Origin of the sequence: Streptomyces longisporus (assembly GCF_039532765.1) — a bacterium.
In the GTDB taxonomy this organism is placed as follows: domain Bacteria; phylum Actinomycetota; class Actinomycetes; order Streptomycetales; family Streptomycetaceae; genus Streptomyces; species Streptomyces longisporus.
On sequence record NZ_BAAASG010000007.1, the window covers coordinates 81,872 to 105,333 of the forward strand.

Consider the following 23,462-nt stretch of genomic DNA (forward strand, 5'->3'; position numbering starts at 1 on the left):
GCGCCGCACCTGGAGGGTCGTCCGTTGTTCAGTGTCACCGTCCGCGATCACATCATGATCGCCCACAGCTTCCGCGGCGAGGTCTTCGGACCCGCGCAGCGCCTGCACGGAGCGACGTTCCTGGTGGACGCCACGTTCCGGCGCGAGCAGCTGGACGACGACAACATCGTCGTCGACATCGGACTCGCCACCCAGGAACTCGGCGCCGTCGTCAGCGAGCTGAACTACCGCAACCTCGACAACGAGCCCGAGTTCGCCGGCGTCAACACCTCCACGGAGTTCCTGGCGAAGGTCATCGCCGACCGGCTCGCCGAGCGGATCGAGAAGGGTGCGCTGGGCGAGGGTGCCAAGGGCATCGCGGGCATCTCGGTGACGCTGCACGAGTCGCACATCGCGTGGGCGAGTTACGAGCGTGCCCTGTGACCGACGTGACCTTGGAGAAGGTGGAGAACGCCCCCGGGGAGGCGGAGACGACCTCGCTCAGCTATGTGCCCGTGCAGCACTCCGCCCTGAAGAACGCCGAGATCATCCCCATGTCCCTGCGCTCCGTGCACTTCGTCATGCCGGGCGGCGTCGACGACCCGGCCGCGCCGAGCGGGGGCAACGCCTATGACCGGCGGGTCAGTCTGGACCTGCCCGGCTTCGGCTGGCAGGTGCACAAGCACGCCGTGGCCGGCGAGTGGCCGCGGCCGGGGGCGGCGGCCCGAGCGGAACTCGCGCGGACGCTGCGGGAGTTGCCGGAGGGCTCGGTCGTCCTGCTGGACGGGATCGTGGCCTGCGGGGTCCCGGAGATCGTCGTCCCGGAGACGGAGCGGCTGCATCTGGCGGTCCTCGTGCACCTTCCGCTCGGCGACGAGCGGGGCCTCGAGCCCGCCGTGGCCGCCGAGTTGGACGCCAAGGAGCGTGCCGTGCTGCGGGCCGTGCCCGCCGTGATCGCCACCAGCGACTGGGCGGTCCGCCGCCTCGTCGCCCACCACGGCCTCGCCCCCGAGCGGGTGCATGTCGCCGCACCCGGCGCAGACATCGCGCCCCTCGCCTCCGGCACCGACGGCGTCTCCCGGCTGCTGTGCGTCGCGTCGGTGACCCCGCGCAAGGGGCAGCACCGGCTGGTGCAGGCGCTGGCCGCGGCGGCCGACCTGCCGTGGAGCTGCGTGTGCGTCGGCGGGCTCGGGCACGACCCGGAGTACGTCGCCCATCTGCGGCTGCTGATCAAGGAGCACGGTCTGGAGGACCGGATCCACCTTGCCGGACCGCAGTCCGGTGCCGAGCTCGACGCCAGTTACAACGCCGCCGACCTCATGGTCCTCACCTCGTACGCGGAGACGTACGGCATGGCGGTGACGGAAGCCCTCGCGCGCGGCATTCCCGTGCTGGCCACGGATGTCGGCGGTCTCCCGGAGGCGGTCGGACGCGCCCCCGACGGCGGTGTGCCCGGCATCCTCGTGCCGCCGGAGGACCCCGCCGCCCTCGCCGCCGAACTGCGCGGCTGGTTCGGCGAGGCCGACGTACGACGCCGGCTGAAGGCCGCCGCCCGGGGCCGGCGGGCCGCCCTGGACGGATGGGCGACCACGGCCCGAAGCCTTGCCGGAGTACTGGGCCGGCTGCCGAGCGAACCCAGGAGGGCGGCATGAACAGGACGGTACCGGCGAAGGCCGGCGGGAAGATCCCGGCGCAGCCCGGGCCGCGCGGCGGCTCCGAGACGGAGGACTCCGTGATTCCCGGCGCGGGCCCCGCCCCGCGCCCCGGCGAGCGCGCCACCGTGCGGCTGCGGGACACCGGGCCCGAGGAGCCGCCCCGTTACGCGCCCGAGTGGCTGGAGCTGCGCGAGCCCGCCGACGCCGCCGCGCGGGCGCACGAACTGCTCGACCCGCTGCGGATCCGGCTGGCCAACCTGCCGGGCAAGGCCGGGCTGGTCATCCACGACCTGGGCTGCGGCACCGGCTCGATGGGCCGCTGGCTCGCACCCCGCCTGGACGGCGCCCAGCACTGGGTCCTGCACGACCGCGACCCGTACCTGCTGCACTTCGCGGCCGTCGCCTCCCCGCGGTCCGCCGCCGACGGCAGCCGGGTCAGCGTGGAGACGCGGCGCGGCGACGTCGCCCGGCTCACCCCGGACGCGCTCGCCGGCGCCTCGCTGGTGACGGCCTCAGCGCTCCTCGACGTCCTCACCCGCGAGGAGATCGAGGCCCTCGCCGCCGCCTGCACCGGGGCCGGCTGCCCCGCCCTGCTGACGCTCTCGGTGGCCGGACGCGTCGAACTCACCCCGTCCGACCCGATGGACGAGGAGATCACCGAGGCGTTCAACGCCCACCAGCGCCGCGGCGACCTGCTCGGCCCGGACGCGATCACGGTGGCCTGCGAGGCCTTCTCGGAACGGGGCGCGACGGTACGGGTCAACCCCAGCCCCTGGCGCCTCGGCCCCGACGAGGCCGCGCTGACGGCCCAGTGGCTGCGCGGCTGGGTGGGCGCGGCCGTCGAGGAACGCCCCGAGCTGAAGGCCCGCGCAGAACGGTATCTGCAGGACCGCCTGGCCGCCTGCGCCGCGGGCGAACTCCACGTCGTCGTCCACCACAGCGACCTGCTGGCCCTGTCCCGGCCGACGGGCGGCGCGTCATGAGCGTGGAGACGGTGCGGGCGGTCGTCGTACGACGTGACCCGAGCGGGCGAACGGCACGAGCGGTACGCGCCCTGCGTCGCGTACCCGCCCAGGGGCAGGCCGACGGTGTGACGTCGACGGAGGCGCCGGTGGACGCGCAGGCCGTCGGATCGGGCTCCACGACGGCGACCGGGGCGGTCGTTGAGGCGCGGGGCGTTGGTGTCGGATCTGCGTCCGCGCCGGGTGCGGCCGTTGAGGTGCGAGCCGGAGGTGCCGGGTCGACCGGGTTGACCGTTGAGGCGCGGGGCGGTGGTGTCGGTTCGGCGGGGGCGGCCGTCGGCGGCCGGCCCCGTGGGGTGCCGTCCCTCGCGCCCACCGGTGCTGCCGTCTCCGAGGCGCGCATCGGTGTGATCGTCTCCTCCCCCCGGTCCGAGGCGGGCGTGGGGCGGGGGTCGTGGTGGCGTGGCGTTGTGGCTCGGCTCAACTCTCGTGCCGTGAGGACCCACTTCGGTACGGTCGCCGGTGTCGTCATCCTCGGGGCGCTGCTGTGGCGCCTCGGGACCGGGGTGCTGCTGGACGGGCTGCGGCGGATCGACATGCCGACGCTGCTGGCGGCGCTGGGCATCGGGGTGGTCACCACCGTGCTCAGTGCGTGGCGGTGGGCGCTGGTCGCCCGGGGGCTCAGGATCCGGCTGCCGCTCGGGGCGGCCGTGGCCGACTACTACCGGGCGCTGTTCCTGAACGCCGCCCTGCCCGGCGGAGTCCTCGGCGATGTGCACCGTGCGGTACGGCACGGGCAGAGCGCCGGTGACATGGGCCGCGGCGTGCGCTCGGTGGTCCTGGAACGGGTCGCCGGGCAGGTCGCGCTGACGGTCCTCGGCGGAGCCGTGCTGCTGACGATGCCGTCCCCCGTGCTGGCGCAGACCCGGCACTTCGCGCCACTGGTGGGGCTCGCGGCGGTGGGCGCGCTCGCCGTCCTGGTCGCGCTGCGGATGAACGGCACGCCCTCCCGCCGCGGGCGGGCGCTGCGCGCGACGCTCGCCGAGGCGCGCGAGGGGCTGCTGTCGCGCCGCAACTGGCCGGGGGTCGTCGTCTCGTCGGTGCTCATACTGGCCGGCCACGTCGCGATGTTCGTGCTGGCAGCGCGGGTCGCCGGATCCGGCGCCTCCGTGGCCGCGCTGCTGCCGCTTGCGGTCCTCGCACTGATCGCGATGGGCCTGCCCCTGAACGTCGGCGGCTTCGGCCCCCGCGAGGGCGTCGCCGCCTGGGCGTTCGGAGCGGCGGGGCTCGGCGCGAGCAGCGGGGTGGCCGTCTCCGTGGTGTACGGGGTGCTCAGCTTCGTGGCGGCCCTGCCCGGCCTGGCCGTCCTCGTCGCCCGCTGGTACACGGGCCTGCGCGCAGGATCCGGAACGGCCGCGGAGGCAGCCCCGGAACCCGCACGCGAACCCAACTACCCGCGCGCGCTGCCGGCTTCCCCCGTATCTCCGGTTTCCGCGCCGGAATCGTCCGCCGAGGTGAGGAGTGAGAAATACGCTCCGAAGGAATCCGCGAGGGCGGCGAGCAGTTCCTTCCCCTTTTCCGCGGAACCGAGCGAAGGGCGTCCGATGACGCCCGAATCGGTATAGCCGGACATACCGAGGGTGAGCAGATGACGCCGGTCGTCCGCGACGAAATCGGAGGTCTCATAACCGGGGCGGAGCAATTCCGGGTGAGCGTGCAGAAGGATGGAGGTCTCGATTTCTCCCGCGTGCATGTCGGTCAGCAGCGAGGTGATCACCCCCGCCCGCTGCCGAGCCGCTTCCCAGTCCTCTGCCGCCGGAAACAGTGCCATGCGCTCGCCGCGGGCGGAGGATTCCTGAACGACGTTGCCCAGTACGTAGTTTCCGCCGTGCCCGTTGACCACCACCAGGACGTCGACGCCGGAGCGGCGCAGCGACTGTGCGATGTCACTCACCACCGAGTGAAGGGTCACGGAGGAGATGCTGACGGTCCCAGGCCAGGCCGCATGCTCGTGCGAGCAGGAGATCGTCACCGGCGGAAGGAGGTGCACCGGGTACGCCGCCGCGATCTCCCGGGCCACGGCACAGGCGACGAGCGTGTCGGTCGCCAGCGGAAGGAACGGACCGTGCTGCTCGAAGCTCCCGACCGGAAGGACGGCGACCTGCGTTGAGACACCCGCCGCCCTGGTCCGTACCTCTTCCGTAGTGTCCGCCGGCACCAGCCCGTATGCCGCCGTACGCGCGCCCGAAACACTCATTTCTTCACGGCCTTTCGTCTCTGCTTAGGAATCAGATCATGACAGATAAAATCGGCGTCCTCGGCAAGAAGTCCCCACAGCGCACGGGCGTGGAACGGATTGTGAATGCCCCACTGCCCACGGTGTACGGGCAATTCCGGGCGGTGGGTTACATGGATCACGATCGCGGCGACGAGCAAGTGGCCCTCGTCCACGGTGACATCGGCACGGACGGTGTTCTCACCCGGCTGCATTCCGAGTGCCTGACCGGTGACGCGTTCGGCTCCCAGCACTGCGAGTGCGGCGACCAGCTCGCCTCCGCGCTGAAGGCCGTCGTCGCCGAAGGCAGCGGCATAGTCGTCTACTTGAGGGGCCACGAGGGCCGCGGCATCGGTCTGCTCGCCAAGCTGCGGGCGATGGCGCTGCAGGCGGAGGGCCTGGACACCGTAGAGGCCAACCTCGCGCTGGGGCTGCCGGTGGACGCCCGCGACTACGGGGTCGCCGCCAAGATCCTTCAGGACCTGGGCGTGAACTCGGTGCGCCTGATGTCCAACAACCCGCGCAAACGGGAGGCGTTGGTGCAGCACGGCATCGAGGTGGCCGAGACCGTCCCGCTGCTGATCCCGCCGTGCGAGAGCAACATCACCTATCTGCGCACCAAGCGGGAACGGCTCGACCACGTCCTGCCGCATCTGGACGCGGTGGCCCACCTGTCCTGAGCAGGATCGCGCATCACCTCGCCGACGCCGGCGGTCGGCGAGGTGATCCGGTCGCGACCCCGGGGACCGTTCAGTCCGCGACCGCCTCGTGGACCAGCCGCTTGAGGTCCGGGAAGAGCCTGAGTGACGACTTCGGCCGGACCTGCGTCATGAACTGCACGGTCAGATCGCGGCCGGGGTCCACCCAGAAGGTCGTCGTCGCCACCCCGCTCCAGCCGAACGTGCCCGGGCCCGAGGGCGCCTGGGTGCGGTCGGGGTCGATGACGACGGAGACGCCGAGGCCGAAGCCGACGCCGTCGTTGCCGGGCTCGTCATGGGCCGGGCGGCTGCCGAAGGCGCGCAGGTCGGCGCCGCCGGGCAGCTGATTGCTGGTCATCAGGTCCACCGTCTCGGGGGCCAGCAGGCGGACCCCGTCGAGCTCGCCGCGGCGGCGCAGCAGCTCCATGAAACGGTGCACGTCGTACGCGGAGGCCACCATGCCGCCGCTGCCGGACAGGAAGCGGGGCCGCCCGCGCAGCGGCAGCCCGGCGATCGGCTCGATGCCGCCGGCGTCGGTCTCGCCGTACAACTCGGAAAGCCTCGGCACCTGTTCGTCCGTGACGCAGAACCCGGCGTCGGTCATGCCGAGCGGGCCGAGGACGCGCTCGGCGAAGAACACGTCGAGCGGCTGCCCGGACACGACCTCGATCACCCTGCCGAGGACATTGGTGGCGACCGAGTAGTTCCACTCGGTGCCCGGCTCGAACTGCAGCGGCAGGCGCGCGTACGCGTCCACGGTCCCGGCCAGGTCCGAGCCGGGCAGTACGGCCGAATCGAGGCCCGCCTCGCGGTAGAGGGCGTCGACGGGGTGCTGGTGGTAGAAGGCGAAGGTCAGGCCCGCCGTGTGGGTCAACAGGTGCCGGATCAGCGGGGGTTGGGCGGCCGGGCGGGTCCGGGTGTCGGAGCCGGATCCGCTCTCGTAGACCTGAGGGTCGGCGAAGGCCGGGAGATGGCGGGCGACCGGGTCGTCGAGCGACAGACGGCCCTCCTCCACCAGTATCAGTGCGGCGACCGAGGTGACCGGCTTGGTCATGGAGTAGATCCGCCACAGGGTGTCCGCCTCGACGGGCAGCCCCGCCGCGATGTCGCGCAGGCCGTGGGTGGTGAGGTGGGCGACGCGTCCGCCGCGGGCCACGGCCACCAGGTAGCCGGGCAGGCGGCCCTCGTCGACGTAGTGGGCGAAGTGCTGGTCGAGGCGGTCCAGCGCCTTGGCGTCCAGCCCGGCCTCACCGGGGTCGACCTCTTGTCGCAGCTCTGCCATTCGCTCTCCTCCGAAACGCGCTCCGCTGTGAGTGCCGCGAACGGACCGCAGATCGTCTGCGGCACCATCGTGGCTGGTCGGGCCCGCGCGGCGGAGCCGCACAACGATACGGACCCGCGCCCCTTCAGGGGCGTGCTGAACCACAGCGGACTGTGCCTGTTCTGCCTGGTCTCATCGTCGCTCAGGAACGCGGGCGTTGGCTCCCTGTTGACCATGATTGATCGTTTCGGTGGAACGTTCCGGCAGTGCGCGGCCCGCCACCGCCCCCGCCACGGCCACCATCGCGAGGACGACCAGCGGCAGCCCGTGCCCGTGGCCGAGCCCCATCAGCGTCGTCGCTACGGCCACGCCCAGCACCGGCCCGACGTTCATCGCGGTCTGCTGCAACCCGCCCGCCACCCCGGCCGACCCGACGGCGGCCTGGCGTACGACGACATGGGTGGCCGCCACCATCACCGTGCCGAACCCGGCCCCCACCAGTGCGAACCCGGTGCAGAAGCCGACCGTGCCGGAGGCCCGGGCCAGCACCAGGATCCCGGCGGCCAGAACGGTCATCGCCGCCACGCTCGTACGGCGGGCACCGGCGCGGCGCAGCAGCACCGCGCACCCCGGCGCGGCGACGATCATCAGTGCCGCGAGCGGCAGGCTGAGCAGGGCCATGTGCACCGGGTCGAGACCGAGCGTGTCCTGGAGCAGGAAGGTGGCGACGAACAGCGTGCCGTTCAGGGCGGCCGACGCGGCGACCAGCATGGCGAGCGCGGAACCGACGGCCGCCGAGCCCACGACGCCCGGCGGCACCAGGGGGCTCGCTGTCCGCCGCTCATGCTGTACGAAGGCGGCACCCGCGACCGCGGCCGCCACCAGGCCGAGCGCGCTCGCCGTCGTCCATCCATCGTTCGGCAGGGTGACCAGGGTGTGGACCAGACAGGCCAGGGTCACAGCGAGCAGCAGCGCGCCGGGCACGTCCAGGCGGACGGGGGAGGACTGCCGGTCGCGCGGGCCGCGCAGTGTGAGCGCGAGCAGGCCGAGGACGAGTGCCGGTACGACGTTGAGGAAGAACACCGCCCGCCAGCCCGGGCCGGCCACCAGCGCCCCTCCCAGTACGGGCCCCGCCGCGGCCGCGAGCCCGATCGCGCCGGTCCGCACGGCGATCGGCATCCGCAGCCGGTCGGGCGGGAAGGCGGCCCGCAGCATCCCCAGCGTGGCAGGCTGCAGCAACGCCCCGAACACACCTTGCAGGACCCGCAGACCGATCACCCAGCCGACACCGGGTGCCAGACCGATGCCCGCCGACGTCACGCCGAAGCCCAGCATCCCCAGGGCGAAGAGCCGTTGATGCCCGTACCGGTCGCCGAGCCGTCCGGAGAACACCAACAGGCCCGCCACCGCGATGAGATAGCCGGTGCTGGTCCACTGGACCTGTGCGAAGGACGCGCCCAGGTCGCGTTGCAGGGTGGGCTGCGCGACGGTGAGGACCGTGCCGTCCAGGGCGACGATCACCGCCCCGACCACACTGCACGTCAACGTCAGCGCGCGGTGCCCGCTCATGCGCCGTCCCCCAGGTGCGCGTCCAGGGCCGAACGCAGCACAGGTACGAAGTCGTCGGCGCCCGTGGCGAGTTGGAGGCTGCCCCAGCCCCACAGCTGGGCGATGCCGTGCAGGTTCGCCCACAGCGCGCCCGCGACGACCCGGGCGTCCGCGTCGGGCCGCACCCGCCCGACCAGCTCCACCAGCCGCCCGAACAGCGGCAGGCTGGTGTCACGCAGACCCAAGTGCCCACTTCTCAGCAGATCGTGACGGAACATCAACTCGTACATGCCGCGGCTGTCGACGGCGAACTCCAGGTAGACCCGCCCGAGGGCCGTGAGCTGCTCGCGGGGGGTCGCCGTGCCGTCGCCGGTCGCAGCCGTCGCCCGCTCGGCCAGTTCGGCGAAGCCGCGGCGGGCGATGGCGGACAGCAGCTCCAGGTGGGTGGGGAAGTAGCGGCGGGGCGCCCCGTGCGAGACGCCCGCCCGGCGCGCGATCTCCCGCAGGGTCAGCGCCTGCGCGCCTTCGTCGGCGACCAGCTCCACTCCGACGTCGACCAGCCGGTCCCGCAGTCCACTTTCCGATGCATCCATAGACACTGTCTACCAGCTGCTCGTAGACAGTGTCTACTCGCGAAGAGGGGGAGGGGAATGCGTAGATCGGTCCCGCGGGTTGATCCGGGTATGACTCACGACACACTGCTCGAGCTGCTCTCCGACGACCGCAGCGGCGTACTGGTCACCCTCAAGCGCGACGGCCGGCCCCAGCTGTCGAACGTCAGCCATCACTACTACCCGGACGAGGGCATCGTCCGGATCTCCGTCACCGACGACCGGGCCAAGACTCGCAACCTGCGCCGGGACGCGCGGGCGTCGTACCACGTGTCCACCCCTGACCGCCGCGCCTACACGGTCGTCGAGGGCACCGCCGAGCTCACACCCGTCGCCAAGGACCCGCACGACGACACGGTGGAGGAGCTGATCCGCCTGTACCGCGACGTCCTGGGTGAGCATCCGGACTGGGACGACTACCGTGCCGCGATGGTCCGCGACCGGCGCCTGGTGGTACGGCTGAAGGTGGAGCGGGCGTACGGCATTCCCAAGGGGGCCAACCAGGGCTGAAAAGCCATACGCCCGTCCGGCGGTTCGGGAGCCGACCTGCCGTGATGCCCTGTCATGTTCCGTCACTGCGGCTAGGGTTGATCACTGCGAGCGGCAGTGGAACGGCGGAGAGCGGAAGACGGGGAGTCGCGGCATGGTGGATCCGGTTTCGCTGGGCGCCATCGGCGCGGTGCTCGGAGCCGTCGGATCGGGCATGGCGAACGAGGCCGGCAAGTGGGCGTGGGAGTCGGCCGGCGGTCTGGTCCGCCGTATCGCCGGCGGCGAGGTGACGGCTCCCACCACCCCCGCCCAACTGGACGAGGTGGCCCGCCTGGTGCACGAACGCGTTCAGCGGGACCCTCAACTGGCGCAGGCGTGGGCGCAGTTCGCCGCGGGTGTACGAGCCCCCGGCACCGGATCGGGACCGCACCGCCCCTGTCTGCCCACCGCCCCGCACTTCTTCACGGACCGCCAAAAGGCCCTGAAGGCCCTGGACAAGGAGGCGACGCGCGCCTTCGCCGGACGCCCCCGGCTGGTCCTCCTCCACGGTCCCGAAGGCATCGGCACCAGCACCCTCGCCATCCACTGGGGCTGGCGGCAGACCGCCCGCTTCCCCGACGGCCAGCTCTACGCCGACCTGCGCGCCCGCGCGCCCGAAGCGGTTCTCGGCAGTCTGCTGCGCGGACTCGGCCTGCCGGACGAGGAGATACCCCCGGCAGCCGCCGACCGTGCGGAGCTCCTCAGGCGCTGTCTGGCCGACCGGCGGCTGCTGCTCGTGCTCGACCACGCCCGGTCCGCCGCCCAGCTGCGGCCGCTGCTGACCTCGGCGCCCGGGGTCTTCACGATCGTCGTCGCCCGGCAGCCGCTCACCGGCCTGGACGCCCTGCGCATCCCGGTCGGCCCGCTGGCCAGGCGGGACGCCGTACGGCTGCTCACCGACCTCGTCGGCAAACCGGCGATCAGCGCGGCCCGCGCCGGGCTGCCCGCGGTCCTCGACCGCTGCGCCGGCTCGCCCTACGCCCTGCGCGCCGCGGCACCCCGCCTGGCCGCGCGCACGGAGCCGCCCGCGGGGCCGGCGGGCGACCCCGTCCGCGCCGCCGCCGAGGACTCGTACCGTCTGCTCACACCGGCCGCGGCCCGTCTCTACCGGCTCGCCGCCCTGCGTGACTGGCCCGCGCTCGACCCCGCAGCGGCCGCCCGCGCCGCGGATCTCGACGAGACGGAAACCGCCCGCCACCTGGAGGAACTCGCCGAGGCGCTCCTCCTGGAACGCACCGACTCCGGCCGTTACCGCTACCGCCCCGCCGTTCGCGCCCACGCCGAGCACACGGCTGCCGCCCTCGACGGAATCGCGGCCTGCTCGGCCGCCGTCAGCCGCGTCGTCGCCGGCTACCGGGACCTCGCCGTCGGCGCGGCACGGGCCGCACTGCCCGAGAGCTGGCGGGTGCCCGCCGCCGAGTCGCCGGTGTCCTTCGTGGACCGGGGCACGGCCGTCGCCGCCCTGGCCGCCGAGGCGCCCGGTCTCGTCGAGGCGGTGCATGCCGCGGAGGACTTCCGGGACTGGGCCACGGTCGTCCTGCTCTGCCAGGCCCTGTGGCCGCTCCAGCTCAAGGCCGGCCACCACGACGTCCTGCTGCCCGCACTGCGCGCCGGAGCACGTACCGCCGACGAACACTTCCCCGGCACCCGCACGGCCGGCGCGCTGCACGCCCAACTCGCCCACACCCTCACGGAGTTGCGCCGCTGGGACGAAGCCGAACCCGAGGCGCTCGCCGCCGCCCGTGACGAGCGGACGGCCGGCCATGTGCGCGGTCACGCCTCCGCGGTCGAGTTCCTCGGCCTGCTACGGCTGCGCCAGTGGCGCTTCGCGGAGGCTTACGCCTGCTTCGAGGAGGCGTACGGCATCCTCGACGGCATCGGCCCCGACGACGAGGGCGCCGCCGACCTCCCGCGTGCCCGCGCCCTGCTGGAACGCCACCGGGGACGCGCCCTGCGCGGCCTCGGCCGCCGCGAGGAGGCGGTACAGCGCCTCGAACGCGCCCTCCACTTCTTCCGCGACACCGCCGAGGCCTACAACACGGCCCGCACGCTCACGGACCTCGCCGAAACCCACCTGTCCGCCGACGAGCCGCACCGCGCCCGCCCACTGATCGACGAGGCACTCACGGCCCTCGACCGGGAGAACGCCGAGTACCAGGTGGCCTGGCTACGGGTACTGCGGGAGCGGTGCGCCACGGCGGAGTGAACCGCTGGGGATGGCTGCCGTGCCCCTGCCCCGCCGGCGGTGGTTTGCCTGCTGCGAGCTGTGCGTATTGGGCGGGGGCTTGAGGGCCTCGGTGCGGAGATCGCCGAGTGTCAGGTGGCGTGGTTGGGGGTGTTGGGGGAGCGGTGTGTCAGGCCGGAGTGAGTCGGCCGGGGTGGGCTGTCGTCCCGGTCCGGATGGTCAGCGCTGTTCCGGGCTCGGTGGTTTGCCTGCTGCGAGCTGTGTCGATCGGCGAGGGGCTTGAGGGCCTTGGGTGGGGAGATCGCCGAGTGTCAGGTGGCGTGGTTGCGGGTGTTGCGGGAGCGGTGTGTCAGGCCGGAGTGAGTCGGCCGGGGTGGGCTGCCGTCCCGGTCCGGATGGTCAGCGCTGTTCCGGGCTCGGTGGTTTGCCTGCTGCGAGCTGTGTCGATCGGCGGGGGGCGTGAGGGCCTTGGTGGGGAGATCGCCGAGTGTCGGGTGGTTTGGTTGGGGGTGTTGCGGGAGCGGTGTGTCAGGCCGGAGTGAGTCGGCCGGGGTGGGCTGTCGTCCCGGTCCGGATGGTCAGCGTTGTTCCGGGCTCGGTGGTTTGCCTGCTGCGAGCTGTGTCGATCGGCGGGGGGCGTGAGGGCCTTGGTGGGGAGATCGCCGAGTGTCGGGTGGCGTGGTTGGGGGTGTTGCGGGAGCGGTGTGTCAGGCCGGAGTGAGTCGGCCGGGGTGGGCTGTCGTCCCGGTCCGGATGGTCAGCGCTGTTCCGGGCTCGGTGGTTTGCCTGCTGCGAGCTGTGTCGATCGGCGAGGGGCGTGAGGGCCTTGGGTGGGGAGATCGCCGAGTGTCGGGTGGCGTGGTTGGGGGTGTTGCGGGAGCGGTGTGTCAGGCCGGAGTGAGTCGGCCGGGGTGGGCTGTCGTCCCGGTCCGGATGGTCAGCGCTGTTCCGGGCTCGGCGTGGTTTGCCTGCTGCGAGCTGCGTCGATCGGCGAGGGGCTTGAGGGCCTTGGTGGGGAGATCGCCGAGTGTCAGGTGGCTTGGTTGCGGGCGTTGCGGGAGCGGTGTGTCGCGGCGGAGTGAGCTGCTGGTGGTGGCTGTCGTCCCGGGATGGTGAGCCCCTGTCCGGCCGGCGGCTTTCGTGCGTTGCCTGCTGTGAGCCGTGCGCCGTGGCGAGGCGCTTGAGGCCCTCGGGTGGGAGAACGCGAGTGTCACGTGGTGGGCGATCCGGACCGTGAGCGTCTTCCTGGTCGACGCCATCGGCGAGGCGATCGCGGCGCTCGATCCCTGGAACGCGCCGAGTACCAGGTGGCGTCACTGCGGGACCGGTGCGTCGGGTCGGGGTGAGCTGCACTCCCGGGAGGGGCAACCCCTGTCCGGCGGGCGGCTCGGTGGCTTGGCTGCTGCGAGGCGCTTGAGTGCCTGGGGGAGCCCGGTTCAGGGTGGCGTGGCTGCGGGAGCCGTGCGTTACGCCGGAGTGAGGCGCACAGGGTGGGCTGCCGTTCCGATTCGGGCCGTCAGCCCCTGCCCGGCCGCCTCCTCCAGCGACCTGCCCGCTGCGAGCCACGCATGCAGGGCGGAGGCGTACGCCGCCGGATCGGCGTCCGCGCCCGGAGCGGCGTCCAGGCGCATCGACGTGCCTGAACGGGTGCGGACGACACACGAGCCAGGGCCGGTGACATAGGCGGTCAGCGCGCAGTGCGGATGGCGGGTGAGGGCCTCCGCCGTCCAGTGCGCGGGGGAGACGAAGCGCGGGTCGTTTTCGTCGCCGTAGCGGAACACCACGTCCGCCAGGGCGAGTTGGTCCCTCTCGCGGGTGTCCTCGTGGACCGCCGTGTGCGCCTCGCCCTCCCCGCCCGCCGGTGGATGCGGGCCCGCGTACCGGGTGACCGAGACCTCGCCGGAGCCGAGCAGGCGGGTGAGGACCAGCAGCGGGACGGTGTGTGTCGCGGGTTCGTACGGCGGGAGAGGGAGTGGTTCCAGGCGGGCGGGGGCGTCCGGTTCGGGGATGCCGATGCGGTCGTAGAAGAGCCGTCGGAGGCGGGTCGCGGACTCGCCCGGTGCGGAGCTGACCGACTCGGCGGGTTCGGGGTGTGGTTGGTGGTTGTTGATGAGAGCGTCCAGTTGTGGGCGCAGGGGCCCGGCGGGGGCGAGGCGGGGTGCGGTACTGACGAATGCGTGGACCGGGGCCTCGGGGTCCAGGCCCGCGAGGGGCGCGGCGCCGAGGAGGACCGGTGTGCCGAGGGCGGCGGCGTAGTAGGTGACGGATCCGTGGTCGCCGATCACCGCGTCGGCGGCGAGCAGCGCCTGGCGCCAGCCCTCCAGTGGGTCGATCAGGGCCAGCCCGGCGCGGCGGGCGCGGTCCAGCCAGGCGCGGATCTGGCCGGGGCCGTGACCGTGCCAGACGTTGGGGTGCAGAACCGCCGCGAGACGGTACTCATCGGCCGGGAACTCCGAGGTCAGACGGGGGAGCAGAGAAGGGAGTACGTCATCGCCGCCGCCGTCGCCGAAGAGCGACTCGGGGTTCCAGGTGGAGTTGAGGACGATCAGGCGCTGGTCCCGGCCCACCCCGAGGGCGCGGCGGAAGCGGTCGCGGTACGGGCGGGCCGCCAGCAGACGGTCCCAGCAGGGATCCCCGGCGAGCACGGCCGTCGGCGCGGCCTCGGGGCAGACGGCGCGCAGCCGCTCGTACTGTTCGGGGTGGGAGAGGACGAGTGCGTCCGCGAGCGGTTTGCCGTTCTCGTCGAGGAGCCACTCCGGGGACATCCCGAAGACCGGATCCGACCGTTCCTGACCGCTGCCCGGTGTCGGGTGTCGGGTGTCGGGTGTCGCCAGTTTTTTAGTGTATCCGACACCGTGCGACAACACGGTCAATACACCGGAAAGTGATCGGAGTTGACCGCCGAAGCTCGCCGAGACGGCCAGCGCGACCGGCGTCTCGACCGCTTGTTCCCACGGCAGTACGGGCACCCCGGTCCCGTCCAGCAGTTCCGCGATGCCTGCCCGGAACGCCGACGAGCCCGGGCAGGTGGCCAGCAGCTGCACCCTGAAGTCGTCGTGGAACAGCGGCAGGACATCCAGCAGACGGGTCGCCGCGGTCACGTTGTGGACGACCAGCAGCACCTTGTGGCTGCGCCCGCGGGTGGCCCACCGTGCGGCGTCGTCGCCGACCGGCACCCGTATCCACCCGGCCCCCGCCACGTCCTCGTCCGCCTCTCGCCACCCGCTCGTGTGATCGGGCAACGATAGTCAACGTCGGTCCGCGCACCCCGGCCGCCCCTGAATCCGGCCGGAGCGCGCGGAGGTCCCTCATGATTACCGCAGTGCGCGCAATGCCTCAACAGCGCCTTTCGCCCGGAGGGTTCGGTATTGCGGCGGGTGGAGACCTAGGTCCCGGGGTGCAGGGCGGACGACCGATGGTTCGGGGATCACGGACTGCCTAGGCTGCGAGGAAAGACGCCGCAGCTCAGGAAGAGGTCATGATGCCGGTCGACGGCCGCAGCCACATCCGCATCGCCCGCCCGTCCCGGGACCTTGCGGTCGCCGAGCGGTTCTGGGCGCAGGGGCTCGGGCTGAGTGTGGTCTGGCGGGCCGAGGGCGGTTCCGAACCCGGCGAGCACGACCTGCTGATGCTCGGCTGGCCGGACGCGGGATGGCATCTGGAGCTCGTCCATGAGCCTGCGCGGCCCGTCGAGCCCCGGCCCACCGAGGAGGACCTCCTCGTCGTCTACGTCGACGGGCCGGTCCCGGACGACCTGGTGGCCCGGCTGGAGGAGCACGGCGGCAAGCGGGTGCCGTCGCCCAATCCGTACTGGAACCAGTGGGGGGTCACCGTCGAGGACCCGGACGGCTACCGGCTGGTGCTGTGCGAGCGGGGCTGGTCGAACGCCTGATCAGGCGCTGGTCGCGGCCCTGTTGTCAGTGGTGCGCAGTACGGTCCTGGTATGGCAGCCACCTTCGATCTCACGCTTGACTGCGCGGACGCGAAGCTCCTCGCCGATTTCTGGAAGACGGCGCTCGGCTATGTCGACGAGCCGCCGCCCGCACCCTTCACCACCCGCGAGGAGTGGCTCGCGCAGTTCGACCTGCCGGACGACGACTCGGCGGACGGCGGCGCGTGGCTCTGCGATCCCGACGGCGTGGGCCCCCGGCTGTCCATCCTGAAGGTCCCCGAGCCCAAGACGGCGAAGAACCGCCTCCATATGGACGTCCGGGTACCGGGAGGCGGGAGCCCCGACGAGCGGTGGGCTCGCATCCGGGCCGAGTCCGAGCGCCTGGTGAAGGCGGGCGGGAGCGTCCTGGAGGAGTCCGGCGGACACCACATCGTCATGGCCGACCCGGAGGGCAACGAGTTCTGTGTGGCCGCGGCCTCCGCATGAGGCACCCGCGCGCCGCCCTTGCCGTGCCCCGGGCCGGGGACCTAGCCTCCGCGCGTGATCAATGGTGCACATGTGGTGATCTACACCCGCGACGCCGAGGCGGACCGCGCCTTCTTCCGGGACGTCCTCGGCTGGGCCCACGTCGACGCCGGGCACGGCTGGCTCATCTTCAAGGCGCCGCCCGCCGAGGTCGCCTTCCACCCGGCCGAGGGCGATCCGTCGCACGAACTGATGCTGATGTGCGACGACCTCGACGCGACGACCGCCGAACTCACCGGGAAGGGCGTGGAGTTGACTCGGCCCTTGCAGGAGGCGCGCTGGGGTCGGCTGACCGGTTTCCGGCTGCCGGGCGGCGGCGAGGTCGGCCTCTACGAGCCGCGGCACCCCCGGGCGTAGGAGGCCCCGGACAGGCTGTCCGACCGAGGCCTACGGCAGTCGGGGACGTTGGCCGCGCCCGTGCCGCCGGTCGAGGCGGGTGCGGGCGTCCTCGCGGCCGCGGTGCGATGCACGCGGCAGTTCACGCCGGTCGGCGGGCGAGCCGTCCGCGATCTCGTTGGTCTGAGGGGGCGGCGGCCGGAACGCCGGACTCCGGCGCCGTACCCGCGGCCCGGCGCGGAGGAGATCTGCGGCTGGTGCCCGGAGGCCGGTGCGGTGGCGCGCGAGCAGCCTCGACAGCGGGAGTCACGCCCTCGTGGGTGGCCGAGGCGGCCCTGAGCGTGGGACGGGCACGCCGGAACCCCCGGGCGCCGGAACCAGTGCGGGTGTCCGGGGCCCGGGGGCGTGCGGGGGTGCCGTCAGGCGGTGACCGTCTCCGGCTGTGACGCTCCCTGTGCGGCCCGCTCGCCCAGGAGCTCCGTCGGGAGCCTGTGGGTCTCGCGGGCCGAGAGGCCGGTGATGACCGGCGGGACGCAGAGGGCCGCGGTGAACAGGGCGACCGAGGACCAGTCGGTGCCGTCGGGGCCCGCGATCTGCGCGGCGAACGTGACCGCGAAGCCGGCCACGGCGAAGCCGATCTGGGTGCCGATCGCCATGCCGGACAGGCGCACGCGGGTGGAGAACATCTCGCCGTAGAAGGAGGGCCAGACTCCGTTCGCGGCGCTGTAGACGATGCCGAAGGCCACGATGCCCAGGACCAGGGTCAGCGGGTAGTTGCCCGTCGAGATCGCCCACAGGTAGCCGAACATGGCGAGCGCGCTGCCCACCGCGCCGATCAGGAACACGGGACGGCGGCCGATGCGGTCCGACAGGGAGGCCCACAGGGGGATCGCGGCGAGGGCGACGAGGTTGGCGAGCGCGCCCACCCACAGCATCGAGGAGCGGGACATGCCCACCGAGTCGCTGGTGGCGTAGGCGAGGGCCCAGACCGTGAAGATCGTGGAGACCGAGGCGATGAGCGCGCCTCCGATCACCCGCAGCACGTCCGCCCAGTGCTCACGCAGCAGCACCGCAAGCGGCAGCTTGACGACACCCGCGCCGGCCGCCTGCTTCGCGAAGGCCGGCGTCTCCTGGAGCTTGCGGCGGATGACATAGCCGACGACGGCGACCGCGACACTCGCCCAGAACGGGACCCGCCAGCCCCAGGACAGCAGCTGGTCCTCGGGGAGCGCGGCCACCGGGATGAAGACCAGGGTGGCGATGAGCTGGCCGCCCTGTGTGCCGCTGAGGGTGAAGCTGGTGAAGAAGCCGCGCCTGTGCGGTGGCGCGTGTTCCAGGGTCATCGAGTTCGCGCTGGCCTGCTCGCCCGCCGCCGAGATGCCCTGCAGCACACGGCAGGCGACCAGCAGGACCGGGGCGAGGGTGCCGACCTGGGCGCGGGTGGGCAGACAGCCGATGAGGAAGGTCGACAGGCCCATCAGGATCAGCGTGAAGACCATGATCTTCTTGCGGCCGACACGGTCACCGAAGTGGCCGAGGAAGAGCGCGCCGATCGGCCGGGCCGCGTACGCGACACCGAACGTGGCCAGGGACAGCAGGGTCGCGGTGGCCGGGTCGGACTCGTCGAAGAAGACCTTCGGGAAGATCAGCGCGGCCGCGCTGCCGTAGATGAAGAAGTCGTAGTACTCCAGGGCGCTGCCGATCCAGGCGGCGGTGGCCGCCTTTTTCGGCTGCCCGACGGCTTCGGCAGGGTCGCGGGGTGCGACGGCATGGGACACGGCGTTGCTCCTTTGAGGGAACTCCAAGGTAGGCGGAGTGAGCGGCGGGGAGAAGTGCCGGATCCCTGGGGTGACGGGACGGCCGCGCCGGGTGCTACCCGGCTAATTAACGCACTGGATAGTTAGTAGCGGTTGGCTACGGATGTTGCGCCCACGTTTCCCGCGTGTCAAGGGGTACTGCGGAACGGGCTCAGTCCGTCGCGCGGTCCGCCGTCAGGTAGGCGATCACCATGTCGCCCAGCATCGTGCGGTAGTGCTCGCGCTGGGCCGGGTCGACCAGGTCGCGGCCGAACAGGGCGCCGAACGTATGCCGGTTGGAGACCCGGAAGAAGCAGAACGAGCTGATCATCGCGTGCAGGTCGACCGCGTCGACATCGGCCGTGAACAGGCCCGACTCCTGTCCGGCGGCCAGGATGCGGCGGATCACGTCCAGCGCGGGGGAGCCGATCCTGCCCAGCTTCTCGGAGGCGGCGATGTGCTCGGCGCCGTGGATGTTCTCGATGCTGACCAGGCGGATGAAGTCCGGGTGCTGCTCGTGGTGGTCGAAGGTCAGCTCGGCCAGCCGCCGGATGGCCGCCACCGGGTCCAGATGCTCGACGTCCAGCTTCTGCTCGGCCTCCCGGATCACGCCGTACGCCCGCTCCAGAACGGCCGTGAACAGCTGTTCCTTGCCGCCGAAGTAGTAGTAGATCATCCGCTTCGTGGTGCGGGTGCGGGCGGCGATCTCGTCGACCCGGGCGCCGTCGTAACCCGCCCGCGCGAACTCCTGTGTCGCCACGTCGAGGATCTCGGCCTGGGTGCGGGCGGCGTCGCGGATCCGCCCGTTGGGTCGTGCCGGTTCGTCGACGCTGGTCATCGGGTTCCTTCGGGAGTGCGGCCAGTGCCGCAGATTCTAGAAGGCGGGCCGGGTGGCGGCGGCGGGGTCTTCCCAGGGGCTGCCGGGGCTGATATAGCTAACGTACTAGTTCGTACATTAGCGCTCGGCTCAGGAGGTCCCGTGGTCAAGGACTCGTATCTCGTCGGACTGATCGGTTCCGGCATCGGTCCGTCGCTCAGCCCGGCGCTGCACGAGCGCGAGGCGGACCGGCAGGGCCTGCGCTATGTGTACCGGCTCATCGACATCGACACCCTCGGCGTGCCGCCGGAGGCGGTCGGCGACCTGGTGCGGGCCGCGCGGGACCTCGGCTTCGACGGGCTGAACATCACGCACCCGTGCAAGCAGCTGGTGATCGAGCACCTGGATGCGCTTGCTCCGCAGGCCGAGGCGTTGGGGGCGGTCAACACCGTCGTTTTCGAGGGCGGACGCGCGATCGGCCACAACACGGACGTCACCGGGTTCGCGGCTTCGTTCGCGCGCGGGCTGCCCGACGCTTCGCTGGAGCGCGTGGTGCAGCTGGGGGCCGGCGGGGCGGGGGCGGCCGTGGCTCACGCCACGCTCACGCTGGGGGCCGAGCGGGTCACCATTGTGGATGCGTTGGGTGATCGGGCTGCGGATCTCGCCGATGGGCTGAACCGGCACTTCGGTGTCGGCCGGGCGGCCGCCGGTACTCCCGATCAGCTCGGTCGGTTGCTCGGCTCGGCCGACGGGGTTGTACATGCCACGCCCACCGGGATGGCCGCGCATCCGGGGTTGCCCTTCGCTGCTGAGTTGCTTCATCCGGGGCTGTGGGTTGCCGAGGTGGTTTATCGGCCCCTGGAGACGGAGTTGCTGCGGGCTGCCCGGGGGGTTGGCTGCGCCACTTTGGACGGGGGTGGGATGGCTGTTTTCCAGGCTGCGGATGCGTTTCGGTTGTTCACGGGGCGGGAGCCCGGCAGTGGGCGGATGCTGGCGGACTTCTCGGAGATTGTTGCGGAGAGCTCGGTCGGTGAGGCCGTTTGACGGGTGCGGGTTTGTTGGTGGCTGGTCGCGCAGTTCCCCGCGCCCCTGAGGGGCGCTGCTGTAACGCAAGTTGAAAGGGCACCGTCGTGCGCACATCCGTTGCCACGGTTTCTCTCAGCGGATCTCTGACCGAGAAGCTCACCGCCGCCTCGCGGGCCGGGTTCGACGGGGTTGAGATCTTTGAGAACGATCTGCTGGCGAGTCCTCTCAGGCCCGAGGAGATCCGGGTCCGTTGTGCCGATCTCGGGCTCGGCATCGACCTCTACCAACCCATGCGGGACATCGAGGCCGTGCCCGAGGAGGAGTTCGCACGTAATCTGCGTCGGGCTCGGCACAAGTTCGAGGTCATGCGGCGGCTGGGGGCCGATACGGTCCTCGTCTGCTCCAGCGTTTCGCCGCTCGCCGTCGACGACGACGCCCTCGCCGCCGAGCAGCTGAGTCGACTCGCCGATCTGGCGCAGGACTTCGGGTTCCGTGTCGCCTACGAGGCGCTTGCCTGGGGGCGGCACGTCAGTACGTATGACCATGCCTGGCGGGTTGTCGAGATGGCGGACCATCCCGCGCTCGGTACCTGTCTCGACAGCTTTCACATTCTTTCCCGTGGGTCCGATCCCAAGGGGATCGAGGACATTCCGGGCGAGAAGATCTTCTTCCTGCAGCTCGCGGATGCTCCGCTGCTTGCGATGGACGTCCTGCAGTGGAGCCGCCACTACCGCTGCTTCCCGGGGCAGGGCGGCTTCGACGTCGCCGGGCTCGTGCGGCATGTGCTGCGCGCGGGATATGGCGGGCCGCTCTCCCTGGAGGTCTTCAACGACGTGTTCCGGCAGGCCGAGGCCGGGCCGACGGCGGTGGACGCGCACCGGTCGCTGCTGGTCCTCCAGGAGGCGGTGGGGCTGGCCGAGCTGCCCGCCCCTGTCGTTCCCACGGGGGTTGCCTTCGCCGAGCTGGTCACTCCCGATGCCGAGCCGGTCAGCGAGGTGCTGGGGGCCCTGGGGTTCGCCCGGACCGCGCGGCACCGCAGCAAGCCGGTCGATCTGTGGCAGGCGGGGGAGGCGCGGGTGCTCGTCAACACCGGGCCGGCCGCCCGGCGGGACGGGACCGGGCTCGCCGCGATCGGTCTGGAGTCCCCGGACCCTGCTGGCGCCGCCCGGCGCGCCGAGGCGCTGCTGGCGCCCGTACTGCCGCGCCGTCGGGCGAGCGAGGACGCGCCGCTGGATGCGGTGGCGGCCCCGGACGGCACGCAGTTGTTCTTCTGCGCGACCGGTCGGCCCGAACTGCCCGAGTGGCGCGGCGACTTCGCGGACGTCGAGCAGGCCGGACCGGCGGTTCCGGGCGTGCGGCGCATCGACCATCTCGCGCTCGTCCAGCCCTGGCACCACTTCGACGAGGCCACCCTCTTCCACCGCAGCGTGCTCGGCCTGTCCGCTCAGGAGAGCGTGGACGTCGCCGACCCGTACGGTCTGCTGCGCAGTCGTGCCGTCGCCGCCGCCGACGGCGGCGTCCGTATCGCCCTGTCCGTCGGCGCGGCGCCCGCCGACGACACCGTCCACGCCCAGCACATCGCACTGGCGACGGACGACGTGGTGGCCGCCGCGCGCCGCTTCCGCGAGGCGGGCGGGCCGCTGCTGGCGATGCCGGCGAACTACTACGACGACCTGGCGGCCCGGTTCGAGTTCGCCGAGGGAGAGTTGGAGACGTATCGCGAGCTCGGGATCCTCTACGACCGGGACCGGTACGGGGAGTTCCGGCACTGCTACACGCGGACCGTGGGCCGGGTCTTCTTCGAGCTCGTCCAGCGTGACGGCGGATACCAGGGGTACGGCGCCCAGAACGCGCCCGTGCGGCTGGCCGCGCAGCATGCCGCGCGGCGGCTCACTGGCGGCTGACGGTTCTGGTCACACCGGTGACGACCGTCGTGGCCAGGACCCAGCCGGTGATGATCAGGGCGTAGGCGAGGTACTGGTACCAGCCGTCCGGTGCGAACGCCTCCTCCTGGCCGAAGGAGATCACCGGCAGCAGCAGGTCGAGGGTGTAGAAGACCGGGTTGAAGTGCGGGGCCTCCGACGCCTTGAGCGCGTGCGGGTGGTGCAGGGCGTAGGCGGTCGAGCCGAGGGCGAGGAGCGACAGCAGCCAGACGGCTGCGCGCAGCGGGCGGAAGCCGTAGCCGACGGTGGCGTCCTGGACGTAGCCCCAGAGGCGGCCGTACCAGGCGCGGGTCGAGCGCAGGCGGCGCTGCTTGGCGAGCTGGACGAGGCGGGCGGCGTGGTCGTCGCCGACACGGCGGTAGGCGGTGGCCAACTGCTCGTAGGCGTGCGGCACATAGCCCTCGGCATCGCGTTCCAGCATGGGGAGGCGGCGCTCGGCGGGTTCGTGGGGAGTGAGAGTGGTGTACACGAGGCTGCTCAGATAGACCTCGTCGGGAACCACCTCCGGCTCCAGGAACAGGACGTCCACCTGCGCGCGGCGCAGGTTGAGCCGTCCGTCCAAGGGCGGCCCCTTGCGCAGCCAGAGTTCACCGATGGTGCAGCTGCTCGCCCGCAGGGCCGAGTCGTCCGGGTTCGACAGGCGGGAGTACGACAGGTCGAAGCGACCAGCGATGCGTGCGCCGCGCAGGCCGACCCAGCCCGTCGCCTCCACCCGCCGCATCAGGAGGTCCCCTTCCACGACGAGGGTCTGGGCGTCGAGGACGGCGTTGCCGGGGTGGTGGAGTTGGGCGTCGTTGAGGTCGACCGATCCGGCGACGGCGGCGCCGTCGAGTCGTATCTCGCCGTGGGTGCGCAGCCCGGGGGCGCACAGGTCGTCCTCGATGGTGACGTGGCTGAGCTTCAGGACCGGCCCGGTCTCCGGCACGGCGGCGAACTCGGCCCCTTCGAGGAACAGCACCCCGGATATGTGTGACCCGCCCAGGTGCACGACTCCGGAGAACCGGCACCGCGTCAGCCGGACGCTGCCGTCCACCCGGGCCCGCGCGATCATCAGGCCGGGCAGCGCGGAGTCACGCAGGTTGAGGTAGGGGAGGTGGGCGCCGGAGAGGTCCGGGGCCTCCGCGAAGTGACAGTGGCTCAGATGGACGATGCTGTCCACCGTCGCATGTCTCAGGTCCAGGGTGCCGGTGACCCGCGCCCCCCTGACCTTGAGCGCGGCCACTTCCCCCGGCACCCGGGGGCCGTTGAGGAGCAGAGCCCGCAACACCGTTGCTCTTATGCTCCGTTCAGGCCCCCACAGCGCACCCTCCGCCGTGTCCTCGTCGTCGCCCCCCTCCCGGAAGTCGACCACCGCCCCCGTCGCGAACGCCCGCCACACCTGCTGCTCGGCCGGCGTCAGATCGTTGATCTCCACAGACCGGGACT

At 72.1% G+C, this 23,462-nt stretch carries 19 protein-coding genes and 1 pseudogene; 12 read left to right on the forward strand and 8 right to left on the reverse strand.

Annotation, left to right across the window (positions count from 1 at the left end):
- The first annotated feature begins 24 nt into the window (after positions 1-24).
- The 4 genes and pseudogenes from ABD355_RS11945 to ABD355_RS11960 all read left to right on the forward strand — a co-directional run.
- On the forward strand, positions 25-423 hold the full coding sequence (locus ABD355_RS11945) for a 6-carboxytetrahydropterin synthase (protein ID WP_115910305.1): 399 nt from the start codon (positions 25-27) through the stop codon (positions 421-423).
- The gene (locus tag ABD355_RS11950; RefSeq protein WP_344400181.1) at positions 420-1,631 is read left to right on the forward strand and encodes a glycosyltransferase family 4 protein; all 1,212 of its coding nucleotides are present in this window, start codon (positions 420-422) and stop codon (positions 1,629-1,631) included. Before ABD355_RS11945 ends, ABD355_RS11950 begins: the two co-directional genes overlap by 4 nt.
- The gene (locus tag ABD355_RS11955) at positions 1,628-2,617 is read left to right on the forward strand and encodes a class I SAM-dependent methyltransferase (RefSeq protein ID WP_344400182.1); all 990 of its coding nucleotides are present in this window, start codon (positions 1,628-1,630) and stop codon (positions 2,615-2,617) included. Before ABD355_RS11950 ends, ABD355_RS11955 begins: the two co-directional genes overlap by 4 nt.
- Positions 2,614-3,891, forward strand: a pseudogene (locus ABD355_RS11960) (lysylphosphatidylglycerol synthase transmembrane domain-containing protein); the annotation flags it as partial. The gene ABD355_RS11955 and the pseudogene ABD355_RS11960, both read left to right, overlap by 4 nt.
- Positions 3,892-4,046: 155 nt before the next feature.
- Here ABD355_RS11960 and ABD355_RS11965 read toward each other — a convergent pair.
- Entirely contained in the window at positions 4,047-4,853 is an 807-nt protein-coding gene (locus tag ABD355_RS11965; protein WP_344400183.1) for a creatininase family protein, read from the reverse strand.
- 38 nt (positions 4,854-4,891) lie between these two features.
- Here ABD355_RS11965 and ribA point away from each other — a divergent pair, with 38 nt between their 5' ends.
- Positions 4,892-5,551 carry a GTP cyclohydrolase II gene (gene ribA, locus ABD355_RS11970; RefSeq protein ID WP_344400184.1) on the forward strand — a complete coding sequence of 220 codons (660 nt, stop codon included), beginning with the start codon at positions 4,892-4,894 and terminating at the stop codon, positions 5,549-5,551.
- 70 nt (positions 5,552-5,621) lie between these two features.
- Here ribA and ABD355_RS11975 read toward each other — a convergent pair whose 3' ends face one another.
- From ABD355_RS11975 to ABD355_RS11985, 3 genes are all read right to left on the reverse strand, one after another.
- On the reverse strand, positions 5,622-6,851 hold the full coding sequence (locus ABD355_RS11975) for a serine hydrolase domain-containing protein (protein ID WP_344400185.1): 1,230 nt from the start codon (positions 6,849-6,851) through the stop codon (positions 5,622-5,624).
- A 171-nt stretch (positions 6,852-7,022) separates the two neighbouring features.
- Positions 7,023-8,399, reverse strand: coding sequence for an MFS transporter (locus tag ABD355_RS11980; protein ID WP_344400186.1), 1,377 nt, complete (start codon positions 8,397-8,399; stop codon positions 7,023-7,025).
- A complete protein-coding gene (locus ABD355_RS11985; RefSeq protein ID WP_344400187.1) occupies positions 8,396-8,971 on the reverse strand; it encodes a TetR/AcrR family transcriptional regulator in 576 nt (191 codons plus the stop codon). Before ABD355_RS11985 ends, ABD355_RS11980 begins: the two co-directional genes overlap by 4 nt.
- Before the next feature lie 90 nt (positions 8,972-9,061).
- On the opposite strand from ABD355_RS11985, the gene ABD355_RS11990 reads away from it, so the two are divergent.
- Both ABD355_RS11990 and ABD355_RS11995 read left to right on the forward strand, forming a co-directional pair.
- The gene (locus ABD355_RS11990; protein WP_344400188.1) at positions 9,062-9,499 is read left to right on the forward strand and encodes a PPOX class F420-dependent oxidoreductase; all 438 of its coding nucleotides are present in this window, start codon (positions 9,062-9,064) and stop codon (positions 9,497-9,499) included.
- A gap of 133 nt (positions 9,500-9,632) precedes the next feature.
- Positions 9,633-11,723 (forward strand): tetratricopeptide repeat protein, encoded by a 2,091-nt coding sequence (locus tag ABD355_RS11995; RefSeq protein WP_344400189.1) that lies wholly within the window; start codon positions 9,633-9,635, stop codon positions 11,721-11,723.
- 1,445 nt (positions 11,724-13,168) lie between these two features.
- Here ABD355_RS11995 and ABD355_RS12000 read toward each other — a convergent pair.
- Positions 13,169-14,944, reverse strand: a complete 1,776-nt coding sequence (locus tag ABD355_RS12000) for a hypothetical protein (protein ID WP_344400190.1) — start codon at positions 14,942-14,944, stop codon at positions 13,169-13,171.
- A gap of 239 nt (positions 14,945-15,183) precedes the next feature.
- Between ABD355_RS12000 and ABD355_RS12005 the strand changes: the two genes are divergently transcribed.
- Genes ABD355_RS12005 through ABD355_RS12015 form a run of 3 tightly spaced genes read left to right on the forward strand, consistent with a single transcriptional unit; the run spans position 15,184 to position 16,476 of the window.
- A complete protein-coding gene (locus ABD355_RS12005) occupies positions 15,184-15,594 on the forward strand; it encodes a VOC family protein (RefSeq protein WP_266962899.1) in 411 nt (136 codons plus the stop codon).
- A gap of 51 nt (positions 15,595-15,645) precedes the next feature.
- Positions 15,646-16,080 (forward strand): VOC family protein, encoded by a 435-nt coding sequence (locus ABD355_RS12010; RefSeq protein WP_344400191.1) that lies wholly within the window; start codon positions 15,646-15,648, stop codon positions 16,078-16,080.
- A gap of 54 nt (positions 16,081-16,134) precedes the next feature.
- A complete protein-coding gene (locus tag ABD355_RS12015; RefSeq protein WP_344400192.1) occupies positions 16,135-16,476 on the forward strand; it encodes a VOC family protein in 342 nt (113 codons plus the stop codon).
- A gap of 398 nt (positions 16,477-16,874) precedes the next feature.
- On the opposite strand, the gene ABD355_RS12020 is transcribed toward ABD355_RS12015, so the two are convergent.
- Positions 16,875-18,233 carry an MFS transporter gene (locus ABD355_RS12020; protein ID WP_344400193.1) on the reverse strand — a complete coding sequence of 453 codons (1,359 nt, stop codon included), beginning with the start codon at positions 18,231-18,233 and terminating at the stop codon, positions 16,875-16,877.
- 190 nt (positions 18,234-18,423) lie between these two features.
- Positions 18,424-19,089 (reverse strand): TetR family transcriptional regulator, encoded by a 666-nt coding sequence (locus ABD355_RS12025; protein ID WP_115910319.1) that lies wholly within the window; start codon positions 19,087-19,089, stop codon positions 18,424-18,426.
- Positions 19,090-19,230: 141 nt separating this feature from the next.
- On the opposite strand from ABD355_RS12025, the gene ABD355_RS12030 reads away from it, so the two are divergent.
- Complete coding sequence (locus tag ABD355_RS12030) at positions 19,231-20,112, forward strand: shikimate dehydrogenase (RefSeq protein ID WP_344400195.1); 882 nt, start codon at positions 19,231-19,233, stop codon at positions 20,110-20,112.
- A gap of 86 nt (positions 20,113-20,198) precedes the next feature.
- Positions 20,199-21,998: a bifunctional sugar phosphate isomerase/epimerase/4-hydroxyphenylpyruvate dioxygenase family protein gene (locus ABD355_RS12035; protein WP_344400197.1), complete on the forward strand. Its 1,800-nt coding sequence runs from the start codon at positions 20,199-20,201 to the stop codon at positions 21,996-21,998.
- Here ABD355_RS12035 and ABD355_RS12040 read toward each other — a convergent pair.
- Positions 21,985-23,451, reverse strand: a complete 1,467-nt coding sequence (locus ABD355_RS12040; protein WP_344400198.1) for a membrane-associated oxidoreductase — start codon at positions 23,449-23,451, stop codon at positions 21,985-21,987. The two genes, ABD355_RS12035 and ABD355_RS12040, sit on opposite strands and share 14 nt — an antisense overlap.
- Between the last annotated feature and the right edge of the window lie 11 nt (positions 23,452-23,462).

Coding starts and splice junctions, on each gene's coding strand:
- ABD355_RS11995 (WP_344400189.1), top strand. CDS start 9,633: ATGGTGGATCCGGTTTCGCTGGGCGCCATCGGCGCGGTGCTCGGAGCC.
- ABD355_RS11990 (WP_344400188.1), top strand. CDS start 9,062: ATGACTCACGACACACTGCTCGAGCTGCTCTCCGACGACCGCAGCGGC.
- ribA (WP_344400184.1), top strand. CDS start 4,892: ATGACAGATAAAATCGGCGTCCTCGGCAAGAAGTCCCCACAGCGCACG.
- ABD355_RS11985 (WP_344400187.1), bottom strand. CDS start 8,971: ATGGATGCATCGGAAAGTGGACTGCGGGACCGGCTGGTCGACGTCGGA.
- ABD355_RS12005 (WP_266962899.1), top strand. CDS start 15,184: ATGCCGGTCGACGGCCGCAGCCACATCCGCATCGCCCGCCCGTCCCGG.
- ABD355_RS12025 (WP_115910319.1), bottom strand. CDS start 19,089: ATGACCAGCGTCGACGAACCGGCACGACCCAACGGGCGGATCCGCGAC.
- ABD355_RS12010 (WP_344400191.1), top strand. CDS start 15,646: ATGGCAGCCACCTTCGATCTCACGCTTGACTGCGCGGACGCGAAGCTC.
- ABD355_RS11975 (WP_344400185.1), bottom strand. CDS start 6,851: ATGGCAGAGCTGCGACAAGAGGTCGACCCCGGTGAGGCCGGGCTGGAC.
- ABD355_RS11965 (WP_344400183.1), bottom strand. CDS start 4,853: ATGAGTGTTTCGGGCGCGCGTACGGCGGCATACGGGCTGGTGCCGGCG.
- ABD355_RS11955 (WP_344400182.1), top strand. CDS start 1,628: ATGAACAGGACGGTACCGGCGAAGGCCGGCGGGAAGATCCCGGCGCAG.
- ABD355_RS11980 (WP_344400186.1), bottom strand. CDS start 8,399: ATGAGCGGGCACCGCGCGCTGACGTTGACGTGCAGTGTGGTCGGGGCG.